The sequence below is a fragment of the Haloferax sp. AS1 genome, assembly GCF_014530665.1.
Lineage (GTDB): Archaea > Halobacteriota > Halobacteria > Halobacteriales > Haloferacaceae > Haloferax > Haloferax volcanii.
The window spans coordinates 289,151-308,491 of record NZ_SPSA01000003.1 but is presented as its reverse complement, the minus strand read 5'-3'; the positions used below and the strand labels follow the sequence as shown (position 1 = coordinate 308,491).

General features: G+C 65.5%; 14 protein-coding genes. 8 read left to right on the top strand and 6 right to left on the bottom strand.

Annotated elements, in window-relative coordinates:
- Positions 1-149 precede the first annotated feature (149 nt).
- The 7 genes from E4P24_RS18275 to xacR all read left to right on the top strand — a co-directional run bounded on the left by E4P24_RS18275 (position 150) and on the right by xacR (position 10,138).
- Positions 150-1,523 carry a diaminobutyrate--2-oxoglutarate transaminase gene (locus tag E4P24_RS18275; protein WP_004061752.1) on the top strand — a complete coding sequence of 458 codons (1,374 nt, stop codon included), beginning with the start codon at positions 150-152 and terminating at the stop codon, positions 1,521-1,523.
- A complete protein-coding gene (locus E4P24_RS18270) occupies positions 1,520-3,091 on the top strand; it encodes an aspartate aminotransferase family protein (RefSeq protein WP_188148993.1) in 1,572 nt (523 codons plus the stop codon). The genes E4P24_RS18275 and E4P24_RS18270 overlap by 4 nt, the downstream gene beginning before the upstream one ends.
- Positions 3,088-4,869 (top strand): IucA/IucC family siderophore biosynthesis protein, encoded by a 1,782-nt coding sequence (locus E4P24_RS18265; RefSeq protein ID WP_115803584.1) that lies wholly within the window; start codon positions 3,088-3,090, stop codon positions 4,867-4,869. The genes E4P24_RS18270 and E4P24_RS18265 overlap by 4 nt, the downstream gene beginning before the upstream one ends.
- Positions 4,866-5,507, top strand: coding sequence for a GNAT family N-acetyltransferase (locus E4P24_RS18260; protein ID WP_115861469.1), 642 nt, complete (start codon positions 4,866-4,868; stop codon positions 5,505-5,507). Before E4P24_RS18265 ends, E4P24_RS18260 begins: the two co-directional genes overlap by 4 nt.
- The gene (locus E4P24_RS18255) at positions 5,504-6,877 is read left to right on the top strand and encodes a lysine N(6)-hydroxylase/L-ornithine N(5)-oxygenase family protein (protein WP_188148992.1); all 1,374 of its coding nucleotides are present in this window, start codon (positions 5,504-5,506) and stop codon (positions 6,875-6,877) included. The genes E4P24_RS18260 and E4P24_RS18255 overlap by 4 nt, the downstream gene beginning before the upstream one ends.
- Positions 6,878-6,885: 8 nt before the next feature.
- The gene (locus E4P24_RS18250; RefSeq protein ID WP_115861465.1) at positions 6,886-8,724 is read left to right on the top strand and encodes an IucA/IucC family siderophore biosynthesis protein; all 1,839 of its coding nucleotides are present in this window, start codon (positions 6,886-6,888) and stop codon (positions 8,722-8,724) included.
- Positions 8,725-9,382: 658 nt separating this feature from the next.
- Positions 9,383-10,138, top strand: coding sequence for an HTH-type transcriptional regulator XacR (xacR, locus tag E4P24_RS18245; protein WP_004041114.1), 756 nt, complete (start codon positions 9,383-9,385; stop codon positions 10,136-10,138).
- A gap of 331 nt (positions 10,139-10,469) precedes the next feature.
- Here the strand turns inward: xacR and E4P24_RS18240 are convergent, their stop codons facing one another.
- Complete coding sequence (locus E4P24_RS18240; protein ID WP_115861463.1) at positions 10,470-11,918, bottom strand: 2,5-dioxovalerate dehydrogenase; 1,449 nt, start codon at positions 11,916-11,918, stop codon at positions 10,470-10,472.
- A gap of 156 nt (positions 11,919-12,074) precedes the next feature.
- Here E4P24_RS18240 and E4P24_RS18235 point away from each other — a divergent pair, with 156 nt between their 5' ends.
- Positions 12,075-13,313 (top strand): xylonate dehydratase, encoded by a 1,239-nt coding sequence (locus E4P24_RS18235; RefSeq protein ID WP_188148991.1) that lies wholly within the window; start codon positions 12,075-12,077, stop codon positions 13,311-13,313.
- Between the two features lie 261 nt (positions 13,314-13,574).
- On the opposite strand, the gene xacK is transcribed toward E4P24_RS18235, so the two are convergent.
- Genes xacK through E4P24_RS18210 form a run of 5 tightly spaced genes read right to left on the bottom strand, consistent with a single transcriptional unit; the run spans position 13,575 to position 19,152 of the window.
- On the bottom strand, positions 13,575-14,726 hold the full coding sequence (gene xacK / locus E4P24_RS18230) for a xylose/arabinose ABC transporter ATP-binding protein XacK (RefSeq protein WP_049896013.1): 1,152 nt from the start codon (positions 14,724-14,726) through the stop codon (positions 13,575-13,577).
- A 2-nt stretch (positions 14,727-14,728) separates the two neighbouring features.
- A complete protein-coding gene (xacJ, locus tag E4P24_RS18225) occupies positions 14,729-15,892 on the bottom strand; it encodes a xylose/arabinose ABC transporter ATP-binding protein XacJ (protein ID WP_115891574.1) in 1,164 nt (387 codons plus the stop codon).
- A gap of 3 nt (positions 15,893-15,895) precedes the next feature.
- Positions 15,896-16,825, bottom strand: a complete 930-nt coding sequence (xacI, locus tag E4P24_RS18220; protein WP_004061770.1) for a xylose/arabinose ABC transporter permease XacI — start codon at positions 16,823-16,825, stop codon at positions 15,896-15,898.
- 2 nt (positions 16,826-16,827) lie between these two features.
- Complete coding sequence (gene xacH, locus E4P24_RS18215; protein ID WP_004061772.1) at positions 16,828-17,781, bottom strand: xylose/arabinose ABC transporter permease XacH; 954 nt, start codon at positions 17,779-17,781, stop codon at positions 16,828-16,830.
- Positions 17,782-17,835: 54 nt separating this feature from the next.
- Entirely contained in the window at positions 17,836-19,152 is a 1,317-nt protein-coding gene (locus E4P24_RS18210; RefSeq protein ID WP_006600028.1) for an ABC transporter substrate-binding protein, read from the bottom strand.
- Positions 19,153-19,341 lie beyond the last annotated feature (189 nt).

Sequence of the window (19,341 nt, the reverse complement as noted above, 5' to 3'; positions counted from 1 at the left end):
GTCGGTCGTCGCGGCCGACGAGCGGTTGCGCTGTCCCGAAATTTTTACTAAAAATTAGATTGCAGTAAACCTTTTGTGTTTTTAGGCCGGCCTAAAACACGCATGTTCGACAGCGATAGACTGACGACGAATCAACGGAGGGAAGCGCGATGACCGACCCGGCAGCCGGCAACGAGGCGTTGCTCGAACAGCAGGCCGCCCGCGAGTCGAGCGCGCGGACCTATCCCCGACACCTCCCGCACGCGATACGGGAGGCCTCGGGCGTCACCGTCACCGACATGGACGGCGAGGAGTACTACGACTGCCTCGCGGGGGCCGGCACGCTCGCGCTCGGACACAACCACCCGAGAGTGGTCGAGGCGATGGAACGCGTCCTCGCGGAGGACCGCCCGCTCCACACCCTCGACATCACGACGCCCGTCAAGGAGCGGTTCGTCGACACGCTGTTCGACAGCCTCCCCGACGAGTTCGCTGACAGCGCGCGGGTGCAGTTTTGTAGCCCCGCCGGGACCGACGCCGTCGAGGCCGCGCTCAAACTCGTCAAAACCGCGACGGGCAACCGGAGCGTTCTCGGGTTTCAGGGCGGCTACCACGGCATGACCAACGGCGCGCTGAGCCTGATGGGCGACACCGACCCGAAGGAGGACGTGCCCGGTCTGATGCCCGACGTACACCACCTTCCGTATCCGTACGAGTATCGGTGTCCGTTCGGCGTCGGCGGCGACGAGTGCCACGAACTCGCCGCCCGGTACGTCGAGCGCACCCTCGACGACCCCGAAAGCGGCATCACCGAGCCCGCGGGGATGGTGGTCGAACTCGTGCAGGGCGAGGGCGGCGCGATTCCCGCGCCCGACGACTGGACCCGCGAGATGCGGCGGATGACCCGCGAACGCGACATCCCGCTGGTCGTCGACGAGATTCAGACCGGTCTCGGCCGGACCGGCGAACTGTACGCCTTCGAGCACGCCGACATCGTCCCGGACGCGGTCACGCTCTCGAAGGCCATCGGCGGGTCGCTCCCGCTTTCGGTCGTCGTCTACGACGAGTCGCTCGACGTCTGGGAGCCGGGCGCGCACGCCGGCACCTTCCGGGGAAACCAGCTGGCGATGGCCGCCGGTATCGCCACCATCGAACACGTCCTCGAACACGACCTCGACGACCACGCCGCGCGCATGGGCGAGCGGCTCCGCGGCCACCTCGACGCGACCGAACGCGCCCACGACGCCGTCGGAGACGTGCGCGGTCGCGGGCTGATGCTCGGCGTCGAACTCGTCGACCCCGCGGGTGAATCCGACGCCTGCGGGCGCTACCCGGCGAATCCGGACCTCGCTGACGCCGTCCGCGAGGCGTGTTTCGACCGCGGCCTCATCGTCGAACTCGGCGGCCGCCACGGGAGCGTCGTCCGGTTCCTCCCGCCGCTCGTCGTCAGTCCGAGCGACGTGGACGCCGTCGGGAGCATCTTCGCGGACGCCGTCGAGGCCGCAATCGAGGACGCCGACGGCCGCCGGGAGGTCGCCGCATGAACGGCGTCGGCGATGTCGACGGCGCCGGCGAGCGCCGCGACCCGCGACCGGACGCCGCGAAGTGGTTCCTGAGCGGCGACGACGACGACCGGGCGCGTTACCGCGACGCGATGCGGCGGGCGTGCGACCTCGTCCTCGACGAGTTCGCCGCGGAGGCGACGCCGTACTCGGGGGCGACGCCCGAAGAAGTCGACGACGCGCTCGCCCGGTTCGAGATGCTGCCCCACGAGGGCGACGGCGTGGCCGCGGCGCTCGACCGCACCGAGCCGATTCTGCGAAACTCGGTCGGCGTCTCCGACCCGACCTGCGTCGCGCACCTCCAGTGTCCGCCGACGATTCCGGCGCTCGCGGCCGAGGTACTCCTGACCGCGACGAATCAGTCGATGGACTCGTGGGACCAGAGCCCCGCCGCGACGCAGCTCGAACGGCGGTTCGTCGGGAAGCTGTGCGACCTGTTCGGCTACGAGGACGGCGACGGCGTGTTCACGAGCGGCGGCACGCAGTCGAACTTCGTCGGCCTGCTCCTCGCCCGCAACAAGGTCGTTTTGGAGGAGTACGGCGTCGACGTCCAGCGCGAGGGGCTGCCACCGGAGGCGCGGGACCTGCGCATCCTCTGTTCGGCCGACGCCCACTTCACCGCCACGCAGGCGGCCTCGCACCTCGGCCTCGGTGAGAACGCCGTCGTCACCGTCCCGACCGACGACGACCGCTGCCTGTCGATGGCGGCGTTCGACGAGGCGGTGGCGGACCTCCGCGAGCGCGGGAAACGCCCGTTCGCAATCGTCGCCACCGCCGGAACGACGGACTTCGGAAGCATCGACCCGTTAGGCCCGCTGGCCGAGCGCGCGGCCGAACTCGACTGCTGGTACCACGTCGACGCCGCGTGGGGCGGCGCGCTCGCCCTGAGCGACGACCACGCCGACAAGCTCGCCGGCATCGAGGCCGCGGACTCCGTCGCGGTCGACTTCCACAAGCTGTTCTACCAACCGATTAGCTGCGGCGCGGTGCTCGTCCGCGACGCGTCGGCGTACGACCTCATCGACCGCAACGCGGCCTATCTGAACCCCGTGCGCGACGACGACGCGGGCGTGCCGAACCTCGTCTCGAAGTCGGTCCAGACCACCCGGCGATTCGACGCGCTCAAACCGTTCGTGACGATGCAGGCGCTCGGCCGCGAGGGGCTGGCGTCGATGGTCGAGTACACCATCGACCTCGCCGCCGACGCCGCGAGGCTCATCGAGGCCGACCCCGACCTGCGGCTCGTCCACGATTCCGACCTGAACGTCGTCGTGTTCCGGTACGTCCCCGACCACGGACGAGACGGCGGCGGCCCGGCCGACGGCCCGGTCAACGGCCCGAGCGCCGACGACCTGAACGAGGCCATCCGCGACTCCCTCCTCGACGACGGCGAGGCCGTGGTGGCCCGCACCACCGTCGACGGCGAGACGTGTCTGAAGCTGACGCTCCTGAACCCCCGAACGACGCGCGAGGACCTCCGAGACCTCCTGCGCGAGATTTCGGACCGCGGAACCGCTCTCGAACCGACGACCGACGACCGACACGCATGAATCCGAACGACACAGCCGAGTCAGCGACGATACACAGCTTCCTGAACTGCTACCTCCGGGAGACCGGGGACTACGCCGTCGTCCCAGCCGGGGACGTGCCGGTCGAGGCGGACGCCGAGGTAGTCGTCCACGCGCCGCTCTCTCAGCAGGGCGTGGACCTCTACGTCCCGCTTTCGTACCGGTCGCCGACGGGTCGCCACCAGTTCGACCTGCCCGGCGTCTACCGGCTTCCCGATGGCGAGACGTTCCCCCTCGACTACACCGTGCTCGTGACGCTCGTCACGAGCGAACTCAGACTCGACCGCGACGACACCGGCGCGGCCGACGAACTGCTCCTGCGGGTCGTCAAGAGCTGCCAGAACATCGAGCGGTTCGTCGAGGCCCGGCGCGGCGACGAGGAGCGACTGTACGGCTTCGACACCTCCTTCCGCGACGCCGAGCAGTCGCTCGTCTTCGGCCACCCGCTCCACCCGACGCCCAAGAGCAGACAGGGTATCCCGGCTCACGAGTCGCGGGCCTACGCGCCCGAACTCCGCGGGTCGTTCCCGCTGGCGTACTTCAGCGCCGACCCCGAGTTCGTCTCGCAGGACTCCACTCGCGAGGAGTCGGCGGCCGAGTGGGTCAAGTCGACCCTCCGCGCGGACGACTCGGTCCCCGAGTCGTTCGTCACCGAACACGTCGAGGGCGACGAGGTGCTGCTTCCCGTCCACCCGTGGCAGGCGGACTACCTCCGCTCGCAACCCGAGGTGCAAGCGCACCTCGGCGACGGCCTCGAATACGTCGGCCAAGTCGGCCGGGAGTTCTACCCTACCTCGTCGGTACGGACGCTGTACGCCCCGGACGCGCCGTTCATGGTCAAGGGGTCGCTGAACGTCAAAATCACCAACTCCGAGCGGACGAACAAGCTCCCGGAACTGGAGCGCGGCGTCGCCATCACCGAACTGCTGGACACCGAACTCGGCGGCGACCTCGAATCCCGGTTCCCGGCGTTCGACGTCGTCCGCGACCCGGCGTATCTGACGGTCGACCTCGGCGACGGCGAGTCCGGCTTCGAGACGGTCCTGCGCGAGAATCCCTTCCGCGGCAACGCGGCGGCGAACGCGACGCCCGTGGTCGGCCTCTGTCAGGACCACCTCGACGACGGGTCGTCGCGGCTGGCGACGCTCGTGGAGGGCATCGCCGACCACGAGGGACGGGCCACTCCGGCGGTCGCAGAAGACTGGTTCAGACAGTATCTCGAACTGTCGGTTCGACCGGTGCTGTGGCTGTATCTCGAACGCGGGCTGGGCGTCGAGGCCCACCAGCAAAACAGCGTGCTGACCCTCGACGGCGGCTACCCCGAGACGTTCCGCTACCGCGACAATCAGGGCTACTACCTCCCCGAGTCGATGTACGACGAGGTGGACGCGCTCCTGCCCGGCATCGGCGAGCGCGCCGACACGGTCTGTCCGGACGCCGTCGCCGACGAGCGCATCCGGTACTACGTCGTCATCAACAACGCCTTCGGCCTCGTCAACGCCTTCGGCACGGCCGGACTGGTGGACGAGCGACGCCTCCTTGGCGTCCTCCGCGACGAACTCGAATCGCTCCGTGAGTACGACCGGCCGTCGTCGTCGCTGCTCGACGACCTCCTCACCAACCCGACGATTCCGTGCAAGGCGAACCTGCTCACGCGGTTCCACGACATGGACGAACTGGAGGGGTCGCTGGCGAACCAGTCGGTGTACGCCGACATCGACAATCCGCTCGTCACGGAACTGGAGGTGCCAGCGCCATGACCGACGCACCGGCGACCGCGACCGCGAACGCGGTGACTGCCGACGCCGGCCGCGAATACGCGTATCGCGTCCGCGACGAGACCATCGACCGGACCATCGCCTTCGCGGAAGTCGACCCGGCGCTGGACGTCGACCGCCTTCACGCGTGGCTCGGCTCGGACCACGTAAAGCCGTACTGGCAACTCGACCTTCCGAAGCCGGCGTTTCGGGCGAAACTCGACGAGAAGTTGGCCGACGACCATCTCACGCCGTACGTCGGCCTGCTCGACCACACGCCGATGAGCTACTGGGAGGCGTACCGGGCGGCAGACGACGTCGTCGCAGAGTGCTACGACGCCGCCCCCGAAGACCGCGGCGTCCACCTTCTCATCGGGCCGCCGGAGTATCTCGGACACGGCCACTCGATACCGCTCTTGCGAGCGATGACGGCGTTTCAGTTCCGCGCGACCGACGCGACTCGCGTCGTCAGCGAACCGGACGTGCGAAACGAGCGGGTCATCCACGTCTTCGAGCGATGCGGCTACGAGCCGCAGGGACGCATCGACCTCCCCGACAAGGAGGCGCTGTTGATGCACTGCGAGCGCGACCGGTTCTTCGACACGGTGGCCGAGAATGCGGAGGCGGAGGTGGGTCGATGAGCGAGCCCCGCGTCCGCGACGTGGTCGGAATCGGTCTCGGCCCGTTCAACCTCGGGCTGGCGGCCCTGCTCGACGGCGCGCCCGAGGACGTGGACGCGGCGTTCCTCGAACGGGACGCCGAGTTCGCGTGGCACGAGGGGATGCTCATCGAGGGGACGACGCTGGAAGTACCGTTCCTCGCGGACCTCGTGACGCTGGCCGACCCGACGAGCCCCCACAGCTACCTCAACTACCTGCGGGAGACCGGCCGCGTCTACGAGTTCTACTTCTACGAGACGTTCCAGATTCCCCGGCGGGAGTACAACGACTACCTCCGGTGGGTGGCCGACCGACTCGACGCCTGCCGGTTCGAACGCGAAGTGACCGAGGTTCGCTGGGACGACCGCGAGGAGTGGTACGCGGTCACCGCGCGGAATCCGGACACCGGCGACCGCTTCGAGTACCGCGCCGAGAACCTCGCGCTCGGCATCGGCTCCCGGCCGCACGTCCCCGAACACCTCCGTGGACACCCGACCGAAGACGTGTTCCACACGGCGCGGTATCGTGGTTCCCGCGAGCGCGTCGTGGAGGCGGACACGGTCACCGTCGTCGGGTCCGGGCAGAGCGCCGCCGAGGTGTTTCAGGACCTCCTGGAGCGCCAGCCCGACCACGGCTACCGGCTCGATTGGCTGACTCGCTCTGACGGGTTTTTCCCCATGGAGTACTCGAAACTCGGCCTCCAGCACTTCACCCCCGAGTACGAGCGGTACGTCTACGACCTGCCGCAGGCGGTGAAAGACGACCTCATCCCGAATCAGGACCTGCTGTACAAGGGCATCGACCCGGAGACGAGCGCCGAGATTTACGACCTGCTCTACCGGCGCTCCGTCGGCGGCCGCGACCCCGACGTGGGGCTGTTTGCGATGACCGAAGTCCGCGACATCGAGGCCGTCAACGACGCGTACGCCCTCGACTGTCACCAGTGGCAGGCCGAGGAGTCGTTCGTCCACGAGAGCGAGGTCGTGATTCTCGGGACGGGCTACGAGCGACCGATTCCAGCGTTCCTCGAACCGCTGGAAGACGCCATCGACTGGGACGAACAGGGCCGGTTCGGCGTGACCGAAGACCACCGGCTCGCGGTCGACGCGCCGGGTGACGTGTTCCTCCAGAACGCCGAGGTCCACACCCACGGCGTCGGGGTCCCGGACCTCGGCCTCGGTTGCTACCGGAACGCGAAGTTCGTCAACCGACTCGTCGGCCGCGAGGTCTATCCCGACGACGTCGACACGGTCTTTCAGGACTTCTCGGTGGCGCAGTTCCTCGAACACGCACCGAACGCGACCCGCGCGGGCGGGAGCGAGACACCACCCACGCCGACGCAGAACGACTGACGATACCCATGAATCCGAACGACAGCACGCTACGGGACGCACTGGACGCAGACGTCTGGGAGACGGTCGAACGCCGCCTCCTGACGAAGATGCTCGAAGAGTTCGCCTACGAGGAGATAATCGAGCCGCGGAAAGCCGACGCCGGCGACGACCGCCACGGCTACCGGTTCGACCTCGGCGAGGTGAGCTACCGGTTCGAGGCCGCCGACCGGCTGATGGACAGCCTCCACGTCTACGGCGACACGGTCGAGCGGCGGGCCGACGGGACGTGGGAGTCGCTCCGTGACCCCCTTCGACTGCTTCGCGACCTCGGAGAGACGACCGACCTCGACGGCCTGACCGAGGGGAACCTCGTCCGCGAGTACAAGCGGACGCTGCTCGCGGACGCCCACATCGAGTCGCGAAAGCGGGACCGGGGGGGCTTCGACCCGACGGACCTCGACTACGCCCGTCTCGAAGGCGAGATGGAGGGCCACCCGTGGATTACGTACAACAAGGGGCGACTCGGCTGGGGCTACGACGACTACAAGCGGTACGCGCCCGAGCGCAAAGCGCCGGTGACGCTCTCGTGGGCGGCGGTCCGCAAGGAGCACGCGACGTTCGTCGGAGCCGAAGGGGTCGACCACGACTCGCTCGTCAGCGGCGAACTCGGTGATCACTACGAGCGCTTCCGAAGCCGCCTCGACGCGAAGGGGTACGACCCGGACGCCTACTTCTTCATGCCGGTGCACGACTGGCAGTGGGAACACACCGTCGTCCCGCTGTTTCCCGACCACATCGCGGCCGGCGATATCGTCCCGCTCGGTGACGGGCCGGACGAGTACCTCCCGCAACAGTCGGTCCGGACCTTCGTCAACGTCGACGACGCCGAGAAACACCACGTGAAAGTTCCGATGCGGATTCTCAACACGCTCGTCTGGCGGGGGCTTCCCGGCGAGCGGACCGAACTCGCGCCGACGGTCACGGAGTACATCAAAGGCATCTACGAGCGAGACGACTTCCTCCAAGAACAGGGGTTGATTCTCCCCGGCGAGATTGCCGGGCTCAACTACGACCACGCGGACTTCACCGACATCGACGGGTCGCCGTACCAGTACCACGAACTGCTGGGCGCGGTCTGGCGGGAGTCCATCTACACGTTCCTCGAAGACGACGAACGGGCGATGACGCTCTCGTCGCTGATGCACGTCGACGGTGCGGGCGAACCCTTCGTCTCGCGGCTGGTCGAACAGTCGGGGCTCAGCCTCGACGAGTGGCTGGGCGAGTTCTTCGACACCGTCTTGCCGCCGCTCCTGCACTTCCTCTATCGCTACGGAACGGTGTTCTCCCCGCACGGCCAAAACACCATCCTCGTCGTCGAAGACGGCGTCCCCACGCGACTCGCGGTCAAGGACTTCGCGGACGACGTGAACGTGAGCGACCAGTCGCTCCCGGAGTTGGAATCGCTCCCCGACGACGTGCACGACGTGCTTCGGAAAGAGCCGCCCGAAGGGCTCTGTCAGTTTATCTTCTCCGGGCTGTTCGTCTGCGTCCTCCGGTACGTCGCCGACGTGCTCGAAGAACACGAGTCGTACCCCGAACGGGAGTTCTGGACGCACGCGCGACGCGCGGTTCTCGACTATCAAGCGCAGTTCCCCGAACTCCAATCGCGGTTCGACCTGTTCGACCTGCTCCGACCGGAGTTCACGAAGCTCAGCCTCAACCGGAACCGCATCTTCGACTACGGCTACGACGACTCCCCCGGTCGTCCGCACGCTTCCGAACACGGAACGGTGACGAACGCGCTCTACGAAGTCGCGGACGAGCGACCGGACGGCGCGAGTCAGACGGGCACGGCGGACGACTGACCCGCTGAGCGGGCCTCGAAACGTCGGCTCCGCCGACGGCGCTCCCCGATGCCGAGTCACCACCGTGGAGCCAACCGTTCGTCCTCGACTACGAGTCACGACGAGCGAGGGCCGGAAACTGAACGATGGGTCAAAGACATCCAACATGGTAGTGCGTATTAATTGCACGACAATAGCAGGAGGAAGCGTCTACACTTGCCAGTCGCTGCCAACTCTACGAGACGAAACCAGCAGTCACAGACACGACAGGGAAGACAGCGATCAGGACTCAAAGGGCGTTAATCCGGAGTTTCAAGAATATCCGAACAACACTGGATGTTGTTTCGACGTAGAGGTAGAAGAAAAGTAAAGGCGAGAGACGAGCGGTGATGAGATGGGAACGGAAGTTCACCGCTTCCAATATTGTGATTCAAAAGAAAAACCACTGAGGAAAGAGAGATAGTCGAGGGACGGACAGTGGTGGTCGTGGTGAAACCCCGGTTCGAGAGACTGCCGACAACGGGAGGCGGCCGGCCAGTCCACCGAGACGAAGGGGCCGCTGGTGAAACAGGTATCTGCTGCGAGAGCATCCGCGGTCCCGCCTCAACGACAGTCCGCGTTCACAGCGCCTCGTTCTCCCGACCAGAACACTTATTCAGATACTTGATAACGAATAATCATGGACGCCAAACATCCGGTACGAACCACGGAAAAGACGCTGGCGCTCGTCGAGGAGTTGATGCAGAAAGGACCCTGCGGGGTCACGGAACTGGCCGGCGACCTCGACATGGGAAAGAGCGCGGTCCACAACCACCTGACGACGCTCCAGAAACACGGGTACGTCCTCAAGGACGGCGACGACTACCGCGTCGGGTTGAAGTTTCTCGAAGTCGGCGGCCACAGTCGGAAGTCGATGGAAGTGTATCAGGTCGCCGAGCCAGAGGTCAAATCGCTCGCCGCCGACACGGGCGAACTCGCCAACCTCCTCGTCGAAGAACAGGGGATGGGCGTCTACCTGATGCGAGCGAAAGGCGACGACGCCGTGGACCTCGACACCTACGCGGGCCTTCGGACGAACCTACACACGACGGCGCTCGGGAAGGCGATTCTCGCGAACCTCCCGGAGTCGCGGGTGGACGAGATAATCGAGCGTCACGGACTCGAACAGAAGACGCCGAAGAGCATCGGCACGCGGCAAGAGCTGTTTCAGGTGCTCGAAGGAGTTCGCGAGCGAGGCTACGCCATCGACGACGGCGAGCGTCTCGAAGGGCTGCGCTGTCTCGCCGCACCCATCAAATCCTCGTCCGGCGAGGTGCTCGGGGCCATCAGCGTCTCCGCTCCGGCCAGCCGCGTCAGCGACGAAGACCTCCACGGGGCGCTTCCCGAACGCGTCCTGAGCGCGGCGAACGTCGTCGAACTCAACATCAACTACTGACGCCCCTCGTTCGCTATCTCGGAACAGTAGCAGCTCCGCACGAATCATCGACGCAGGACCGTATTGACGTAGTTCCCGACGGACGACGACGATAGACAATTACACGAGTACGCTTGTAATTTTCACGACAATAGTTCCGTCCACTCTATTCTGATATAGAGAATAGAAAGGTGTCGAGCCGGAACAACAGCATCGGCGGGGGTGGGACACGAAAGAGGAGAGGAGAGGAGAGGAGAGGAGAGGAGAAGAGAGGAGAAGAGAAGAGAAGAGAAGAGGGAGCAAAATAACGAGGTGATGGCAGACGGTCGCCGTCGGCGACCGGGCGGGACGCTCAGTAGCTGTCGTAGACGGTCTTTTCGATGGTGTAGAAGTCGAGACCGGCGTCGCCCTGCTCGCGCCACGTCTCGGACGAGGAGCGCTTGAACCCGCCGAAGGGGACGTGGAGTTCGAGGCCGGTCGTCTTGTCGTTGACCTTCACCACGCCGGCTTCGACCTCGTCGACGAAGCGGTTCGCCTCGGTGTGGTCGTCGGTGACGATACTGGCCGACAGGCCGTAGTCGACGTCGTTCGCGACCGCCAGCCCCTCGTCGAAGTCACTCACTTCGATGACGGCGACGACCGGGCCGAAGACCTCCTCCTGTGCGATGCGCATGTCGGGGTCCACGTCGGTGAACACCGTCGGCTCGACGAAATGACCCGTCTCGACTGCCTCGCCCTCGGGGACGCCGCCGCCGGCGACGAGCGTCGCGCCCTCGGCCTCGGCGATGTCGATGTATTCGAGCGTCGAGGAGAGTTCGGACTCGCTGACCTGCGGGCCCATCTCGTGGTCGGTACCGGGGCCGACGTCGAGGGACTCCGCGCGGTCGACGAGCTCGGCGACGAAGTCGTCGTACACGTCCTCGTGGACGATGGCACGGGAACAGGCCGTACACGACTGGCCGGTGGTTCCGAACCCGCCGTTGGCGACGATGTCGGCGGCTTCGGCGGGGTCCGCGGAGTCCGCGACGAGCGTCGGGTTCTTCCCGCCGAGTTCGGTCTGGACGCGCTTGCCGGCGTCTGTGGCCTGCTCGTACACCATCTCACCGACTTGACTGCTGCCGGTGAAGGAGACGAGGTCCGTGCCCTCGTTGCCGATGAACTCGCTGCCGACCGAGCTACCGGGTCCGGTGACGACGTTGAGGACGCCGTCCGGGAGGCCGGCTTCGTCGAGCGCGCGGGCGATTTCGATGACGACGCCGGGCGCGATGGAGGCGGGTTTGAGGACGACGGTGTTGCCGGCGGCGAGCGCCGGGGCGAGCTTCCACGCCGGAATCGCAATCGGGTAGTTCCACGGCGTGATGAGCGCCGCGACACCCACCGGCTCCTGTCGCGTGTAGAGGTTCGTGTTCGGCCCGCTCGCACCCTTCTTCGTGCCGCCGAGGTCGGCGGCCTTCGACGAGAAGTAGTGGAAGATGTCGATGGCGCGCTGTACCTCGCCCGCCGCTTCGGGCCGCGCCTTCCCCTCCTCGGCGATGAGAATCTCCGTCAGTTCGTCCTTCCGCTGGGCGAGGAGCGTCCCCGCCTCGCGGAGGATGCGCCCGCGCTCGGGGCCGGGCGTGTTTCGCCACTCGTCTTCCGCCGCGACGGCGGCGTCGACGGCCGCCGCGGCGTCGTTCTCGTTCGAGTGCTGATACGCCGCGACCACTTCGCTCGGGTTCGCGGGGTTCGTCACCTCGGTCGTCTCTCCGGTCTCCGAGGTCACCCACTCACCGTTGACGTAGTTTTTACTAGGGTCCGTCATCGGGTACACGTTCTGTCTTCCGACATACAACTCTTGCGAAGCTGTCACTATTTGTTGGCTGTCGACGACGGGGCGAGTTCGGGAGCGCGCGTCGGGGTGAGCGACGGACTACCGACCCACACACTTTTGTAGTGGCTTTCGAGATATACGTGCGCAATGGTTGAGCAAGCGAAGCTTAGCGACCCGAACGCGGAGTACACGATGCGCGACCTGTCCGCGGAGACGATGGACATCACGAATCCGCGAGGTGGCGTCCGCGACGCCGAAATCACGGACGTACAGACGACGATGGTCGACGGGAACTACCCGTGGATTCTCGTCCGCGTCTACACCGACGCGGGCGTCGTCGGTACCGGCGAGGCCTACTGGGGCGGCGGCGACACCGCCATCATCGAGCGGATGAAGCCGTTCCTCGTCGGCGAGAACCCCCTCGACATCGACCGCCTGTACGAGCATCTCGTCCAGAAGATGTCCGGCGAGGGCTCCGTCTCGGGCAAGGTTATCTCCGCCATCTCGGGCATCGAAATCGCGCTCCACGACGTCGCCGGAAAGCTCCTCGACGTGCCCGCCTATCAGCTCGTCGGCGGGAAGTACCGCGACGAGGTGCGCGTCTACTGCGACCTCCACACCGAAGACGAGGCCAACCCGCAGGCCTGCGCCGAGGAGGGCGTCCGCGTGGTCGAGGAGCTCGGCTACGACGCCATCAAGTTCGACCTCGACGTGCCCTCGGGCCACGAGAAGGACCGCGCGAACCGCCACCTCCGAAACCCCGAAATCGACCACAAGGTCGAAATCGTCGAGGCCGTCACCGAGGCCGTCGGCGACCGCGCGGACGTGGCGTTCGACTGCCACTGGTCCTTTACCGGCGGGAGCGCCAAGCGCCTCGCGTCCGAGCTGGAAGACTACGACGTGTGGTGGCTCGAAGACCCCGTGCCGCCGGAGAACCACGACGTGCAGAAGCTCGTGACCCAATCCACGACGACGCCCATCGCGGTCGGTGAGAACGTCTACCGGAAGTTCGGCCAGCGGACGCTGCTCGAACCGCAGGCGGTGGACATCATCGCGCCCGACCTGCCTCGCGTCGGCGGCATGCGCGAGACGCGGAAGATTGCCGACCTCGCGGACATGTACTACATCCCCGTGGCGATGCACAACGTCTCGTCGCCCATCGGGACGATGGCCTCCGCGCAGGTCGCCGCGGCCATCCCGAACTCGCTGGCCCTCGAATACCACTCCTACCAGCTCGGCTGGTGGGAGGACCTCGTCGAGGAGGACGACCTGATTCAGGAGGGTCGCATGGAGATTCCCAAAAAGCCCGGCCTCGGGCTGACGCTCGACCTCGACGCCGTCGAAGCACACATGGTCGAAGGGGAGACGCTCTTCGACGAGGAGTAACCCGACGCCGAGAGCGAGACTGTCCCACGGCGGCCGCGACAGCCTGACATACCACACCCATAACCCGGACGCACCACCGCGGGCGAGAACCGTGAGCATCTCTCGCCCCGCGGCGCGTCCGCCGCGGCCGCGTTTTCACTCGCTTGAGTTCGAGACCGGAGCGACGCGACTCGCGGTTGCAGTCGCGACGCTGACGGCAGATAACCTGACGGCTGACAGCGGCGCGCGAACCGCGGACGAAAAGGAAACCGCGGTGACCGGTCAGTTCGAGACGAACGCGTCGATGGCGCGGTTCGACGGGAGCTCTCGGTTCTTCAGCGCGTCGCCGGTCTCCCCGTCGAACAGGTGAATCGCGTCTTCGGGGAACGAGACGGTCGTGCAGTCGCCCGCTTCGACTCTCGACTGTCCGGTGGTGGTCGCGGTGAACTGGGTCCCCTCGTCCCCGTCGACGAATCGCAGGTGGACGGCGTTCTCGTTCCCCTGCGGCTCGACGACGACGACTTCGGCGTCGAAGGTGCGCTGGCCGGAGCGCCGCTCGCCAACGGTAACGTCCTCGGGTCGGATGCCGAGCGTGAGGCCGCTCGCGCCGCCGAGTTGGTCTCTGGTCGCCCCCGAAAGCGGGTAGTCGAAGCCGTCGCCGCGGAAGGTGTCGCCCGAAAGCGACCCGTCGAAGAGATTCATCGACGGCTCGCCGATGAAGCCCGCGACGAACAGGTTGTTCGGCCGGTGATAACAGTCCAGCGGCGTGCCGACCTGCTGGAGTTCGCCGTCGTCGAGGACGGCGACGCGGTCGCCCATCGTCATCGCCTCGGTCTGGTCGTGGGTGACGTAGACGGTCGTCACGCCGAGTTCGCCTTGCAGGCGCTGGAGTTCGGTCCGCATCTCCGCCCGCAGTTTGGCGTCCAGATTGGACAACGGCTCGTCCATCAGGAACACTTCGGGGTCGCGCACGATTGCGCGTCCGAGGGCGACCCGTTGTTGCTGGCCGCCCGAAAGCTGTCCGGGCTTGCGGTCGAGCAGGTCGCTGATGCCGAGCATGTCGGTCGTCTCCTCGACCCGCTGGCGTATCTCGTCGTCCGGCAGGTCGGTCGACTCTTCGAGGCCGAACGACATGTTCCCGCGGACGCTCTTGTGCGGGTACAGCGCGTACGACTGGAACACCATCGCGATGTCCCGGTCCTGCGCGGACACGCCGTTGAGGACGCGGTCTTCGAGTCTGAGTTCGCCCTCGGTGACGGTTTCGAGCCCCGCCATCATCCGGAGCGTCGTGGATTTGCCGCAGCCCGAGGGGCCGACGAGCACGAGGAACTCCCCGTCGTCGATATCGAGCGATATCTCTTCGACGGCGACGATATCGCCGCCGCCCTCGTCGGTGTACACCTTCGTTACGTCGTCGAGTGTCAATCGTGCCATGGCTACTGTTCGAGTTGTGTGAAGTCGGCTTCCTGGTCGTGACGTCGGTTGTGCACCGCGGTTCCGGTCTCCGCGTCGAACAGGTGAATCTTGTCCGGCGGAATCGTCACCGTGACGCGGTCGCCCCGCGTGACGAGATGCATCCCCTCCGTGACCGCTTGCAGGGCGTCGTCGGCGGAGGGCTGGTCCGGGTGCGAGAGGTGGAGGACGTTCTGGTCGCCGTGGGGCTCCACGACGGTCACGTCCATCCGGAGTTCGTGGTCGCCGAGCGCGGCGTCGTCGGCGGTGTCGTCGGTCGTCGCGTCAACGACCTCGATGTCTTCCGGGCGAATCCCCAAGACGAGGTCCTCGCGGTCGCCGACGGACTCCAGCACGTCCGCGTCGAGCGGGTACGAGAAATGCTCGCCGACGAACGTCGACTCCGAGCGCGTCCCGCGGACGAGGTTTATCATCGGCTCGCCGATGAACTCCGCGACGAACAGATTGTTCGGCTCGTGGTAGCACTCGAAGGGCGAGGCCACCTGCTGGAGTTCGCCGTCGTCCATGACGGCGATACGGTCGGCCATCGTCATCGCCTCCGTCTGGTTGTGGGTGACGTAGACGGTCGTGACCGCGAGTTGGTCTTGCAGGTTCTGGAGTTCGGTCCGCATCTCCGCCCGCAGTTTGGCGTCCAGATTGGACAGCGGTTCGTCCATCAGGAACACCTCGGGGTCGCGCACGATAGCACGTCCGAGGGCGACCCGCTGTTGCTGGCCGCCCGAGAGTTCGTCGGGTTTTCGGTCGAGCAGGTCGGCGATGCCGAGCGTCTCCGCGACCTCGACGACGCGTTCGTCGCGTTCTTCAGACGTGTATCCCTCCTCTTCTTCCAGTCCGAACCGGATGTTCTGCCGGACGGTCATGTGGGGGTACAGCGCGTAGTCCTGAAACACCATCGCGATGTCGCGGTTCTGCGGGACGCGGTAGTTCATGTGGTCCCCGCCGATGTAGATGTCCCCGCTGGTCGGGGTCTCCAAGCCGGCGAGCATCCGGAGCGTCGTCGATTTGCCGCACCCCGAGGGACCGACGAGCACGAGGAACTCCTCGTCGTCGATGTCGAGCGAGAGGTCGTCGACGGCGACCGTGTCGCCGAAGCGCTTCGTCAGGTCGGTGAGTTGAATCTGTCCCATGGGTCAGGCCTCCGTGCGAAGTCCCTTCGCGAACTGTTCGGCGAACGCGACGTACAGGATGAGCGTCGGAACCGCCGCGAGGAACGCCGCGGACATCCTGATACCGAAGTCGATGCCGGAGGTCGACGCCCCGATTGCGGGCAGCACCAGCGTGACCGGTGCCGCGGGCGCGTCGGACCCGGTGACGAGCGTGAACGCGAAGAGGAACTCGTTGTAAATCTGCGTGAACTGGTAGATGAACACGACGCCGAACATCGGCTTCGAGATGGGCAGGATGACGCGCCGGTAGATCTTCGTGATGCTCGCGCCGTCGATTTTCCCGGCCTCAACGAGCGAGTTCGGGAGGCTCTGGTAGTACGACCGGAACAGTATCGTACAGATGGGAATCCCGTAGGCGATGTGGGTGATGACGAGCGGCACGAGTTCGGCGTGGTACCCCTGGAAGAAGGGTATCGACGCCACCATCGGCTCTAGCATCCGCGCGAGCGGGAAAATGTTGTTCCAGAAGCGCGCGAGCGGGACCAACACGGCCTGATAGGGGACGAAGACGCCGACGACGAACAGCATCAGCATACCCATCTGCGCCCGCCAGTTGACCATCGTGAGGCCGTAGGCTGCCATGCTCCCGAACAGGACGCTCCCGATGGTCGCCGGAATCGACATGATGAGCGAGTTGAAGAACGACCCCGAGAGCTGTTCGAGAGCGAACTGGATGTTCCCGAGGGTGAAACCCTCACCGACCGGCGGCGCGAAGGGAAGCGAGCGAGCGACCGACTCGTTCGTCTTGATGGCGGTCATGATTCCCGTCTCCAGCGGGACGAGGAAGAACCCGAGGAAGAACACGACGAGCGCGTACTGGGCGACGCGCCGGAGGTTCACGTCCTCGACGAGCGATGCGACGTCGAAGCTGCCTGTGGATGACGACTGTGACATGGTCAGAGACTCCCCTGTTTGTACTGGTAGTAGAGGTACGGTCCGATGACGCCGAGCGCCATGATGAGAAGCATGGTCGCGATGGCGGCCGAGTAGGCCCACTCACCGAACTTGAACGCGCGGCGAACCATGAGCGTCGCCAAGATGTCCGTCCCGTTCGGCGGGCGGTAGCGACCGACGAGGGCGTACAGGAAGGTGAAGGCCTTCAGCGCGAACACCATCAGCACGACGGCCGCGCTGACGGACGCCTCCTTCAGTTGCGGGACGATGATGCGGAGGTAGGTCCGAGTGATGCTCGCGCCGTCGACGCGGGCCGCCTCGAACTGGTCGTCGGGAATCGACTGGAGCCCCGCGAGGTAGACGACCATCGTGTATCCGCTGAACTGCCAGATGAGGGCGAATATCACCGCGCCGAGCGCGATTGATGGATTCCCCAACCAGTCCACCGGATTGAACCCGAGTGTCGTCACCACGAGGTTGAGGATGCCGCTTTCGACGTTGAACATCCAGAGCCACAGTTGCGCGGTGACGACGAACGAGAGGCTCATCGGGAGGAGATAGACCGTCTGGAACTTCTCGGAAAACCGGATGCCGTGGTCCAACAGGATTGCGAGGAACAGGCCGAGCACCAGACAGATAGTCGTAAAGCCTACGAGGAGGACCAGATTGTTCTGCGCGGCGGCGATGAACGCGTCGCTCGACAGCGCCTGTGCGTACATCTCCAAGTCGAGCGTGGAGTAATCGGGAGTCCCGAGACCCTCGTAGTCCGTAAACGAGATGGCGAAGTTGTAGCCGATACCACCGTAGACGGCGATGCTCATGAGGACGAACGGGATTCCCCAGTACGGCGCGGAGCGGACGAAGTCGCTGTTGAGGAAATACCGGAGCTTCGACTCCCACCCGACCGCCTCGTCGGTCGCGTCAGAAACGTGCTCCGTGTTATCGTGTGTAGCCATGGATATACCTATATTTTATTTGTGTATAATGTGGGTGAAGTTTCAGCCGAGGTCTTACTCCGAGACCGCTGCGACGAGCGCGTCGGCGGTGGCTTCGACGTTGAACGGCCCCATGAAGTTGTCGCCGAAGGCGGTCTTACACGCGCCCATCGTCTTGGGCGTGACGGCGAGTCCGTGGGCGATAGTCGGCGGGTACGCCTCCGAGTCGGTGAGGTCCTCGTAGGTCATCGCGAGGAAGTCGGTCAGTTCGCTCGGGTCGATGTCGGTGCGGAGCGGAACCGACCCCTTGGGGTTGTTGAAGGCGATTTGCGCCTCCTTCGTGCCGACGAACTTCTGCCACGCGATGGTCTCCTCGCGGCTCGGGTTGTTGCTCGGTGCGACGATTGAGTCGACGTGGTAGAAGTAGATACCTTCCGTTCCCGGGAACGGTATCCAGTCCCACTGCTCTTTGTAGTTGAAGCTATCGTCGGCGCGGAACATCCCGTACACCCAGTTGCCCTGATGGATGGTTGCCGCGTTCCCCGAGATGACCTTCTGGCCCGCCGTCGTGAAGCTGATGGACGAGGCGTCGGCGGTGATGTAGTTCTCGTTGATGGTCTTCAGCGCTTCGAGCGCCTCGACGACGGCCGCCCTGTCGGGGTTGCCTTCGATGAAGTTCGTGTACGCGTCGACGCCGCTCTGGCTCGTCAGAATCTGCGCCCAGAGTTGGAGATTCGTCCACGGCGCGACCATCGCCTGCGCCATCGGCGTCACGTCCGTGTTCTGGTCGATAGCTTCGAGCGCGTCGAGGAGCGCGTCGACGCTGTCGAGGCTCGACGCGTCGATGCCGGCCTCCTCGAACACGGCGGTGTTGTAAAACAGGTTGTTCATCCGGTGGGAGCCGATTGGGACCGCCGGCATCTGGTCGTTGAACTTACACAGTTCGACCGCGCGGGCCTGCATGGTGTCTTTGAACCCTTCGGCGTCCCACACGTCGGCTTCGAGGTCCATGAGCGCGCCCGAGTACCGTTCGAGGTTCTTGCCCGGCCAGTTGGCGAACGAACTCATCGGGTTGTTGTTCGCGAGTCGCCGGAGAATCGTCGCGTTGAGGTTCACGTTCGCGCTCGCGCCGACCGCCTGGAAGTTCGTATCCATCTCGGGATGCTCCTCCTCGAAGGCCTCGATGAGCGCGGTGACCGCCGCCTCGCCGTCGCCGCCGGCCCACCCGTGGAGCACTTCGAGCTGCGAGTCCCACGACCCACCGGAACTGCTCCCGCTCGTCTCGGTGTCGTCGGTGGAACCGCCGGAACCGTTCCCGTTTCCGCTCTCGGTGCTCTCCGTCTCGGTTCCGCCACCGCCGGTACACCCCGCGATACCAGCGGCCGCACCCACGGTCAGGGCCTTCAAATATTTTCGACGGTTTACACTTTCATCGCTACTGTCATGCTCGACCATGTAGTACCCATGTTATCTACCCACACATATAAGTTGTGGATAGCAGATGATGATATAAAAACAGTGGGTCCCAGCAACGCGCTTCGCGATGGATTCGCCCCGAAAACTACCGCGCGAGAACCTGAA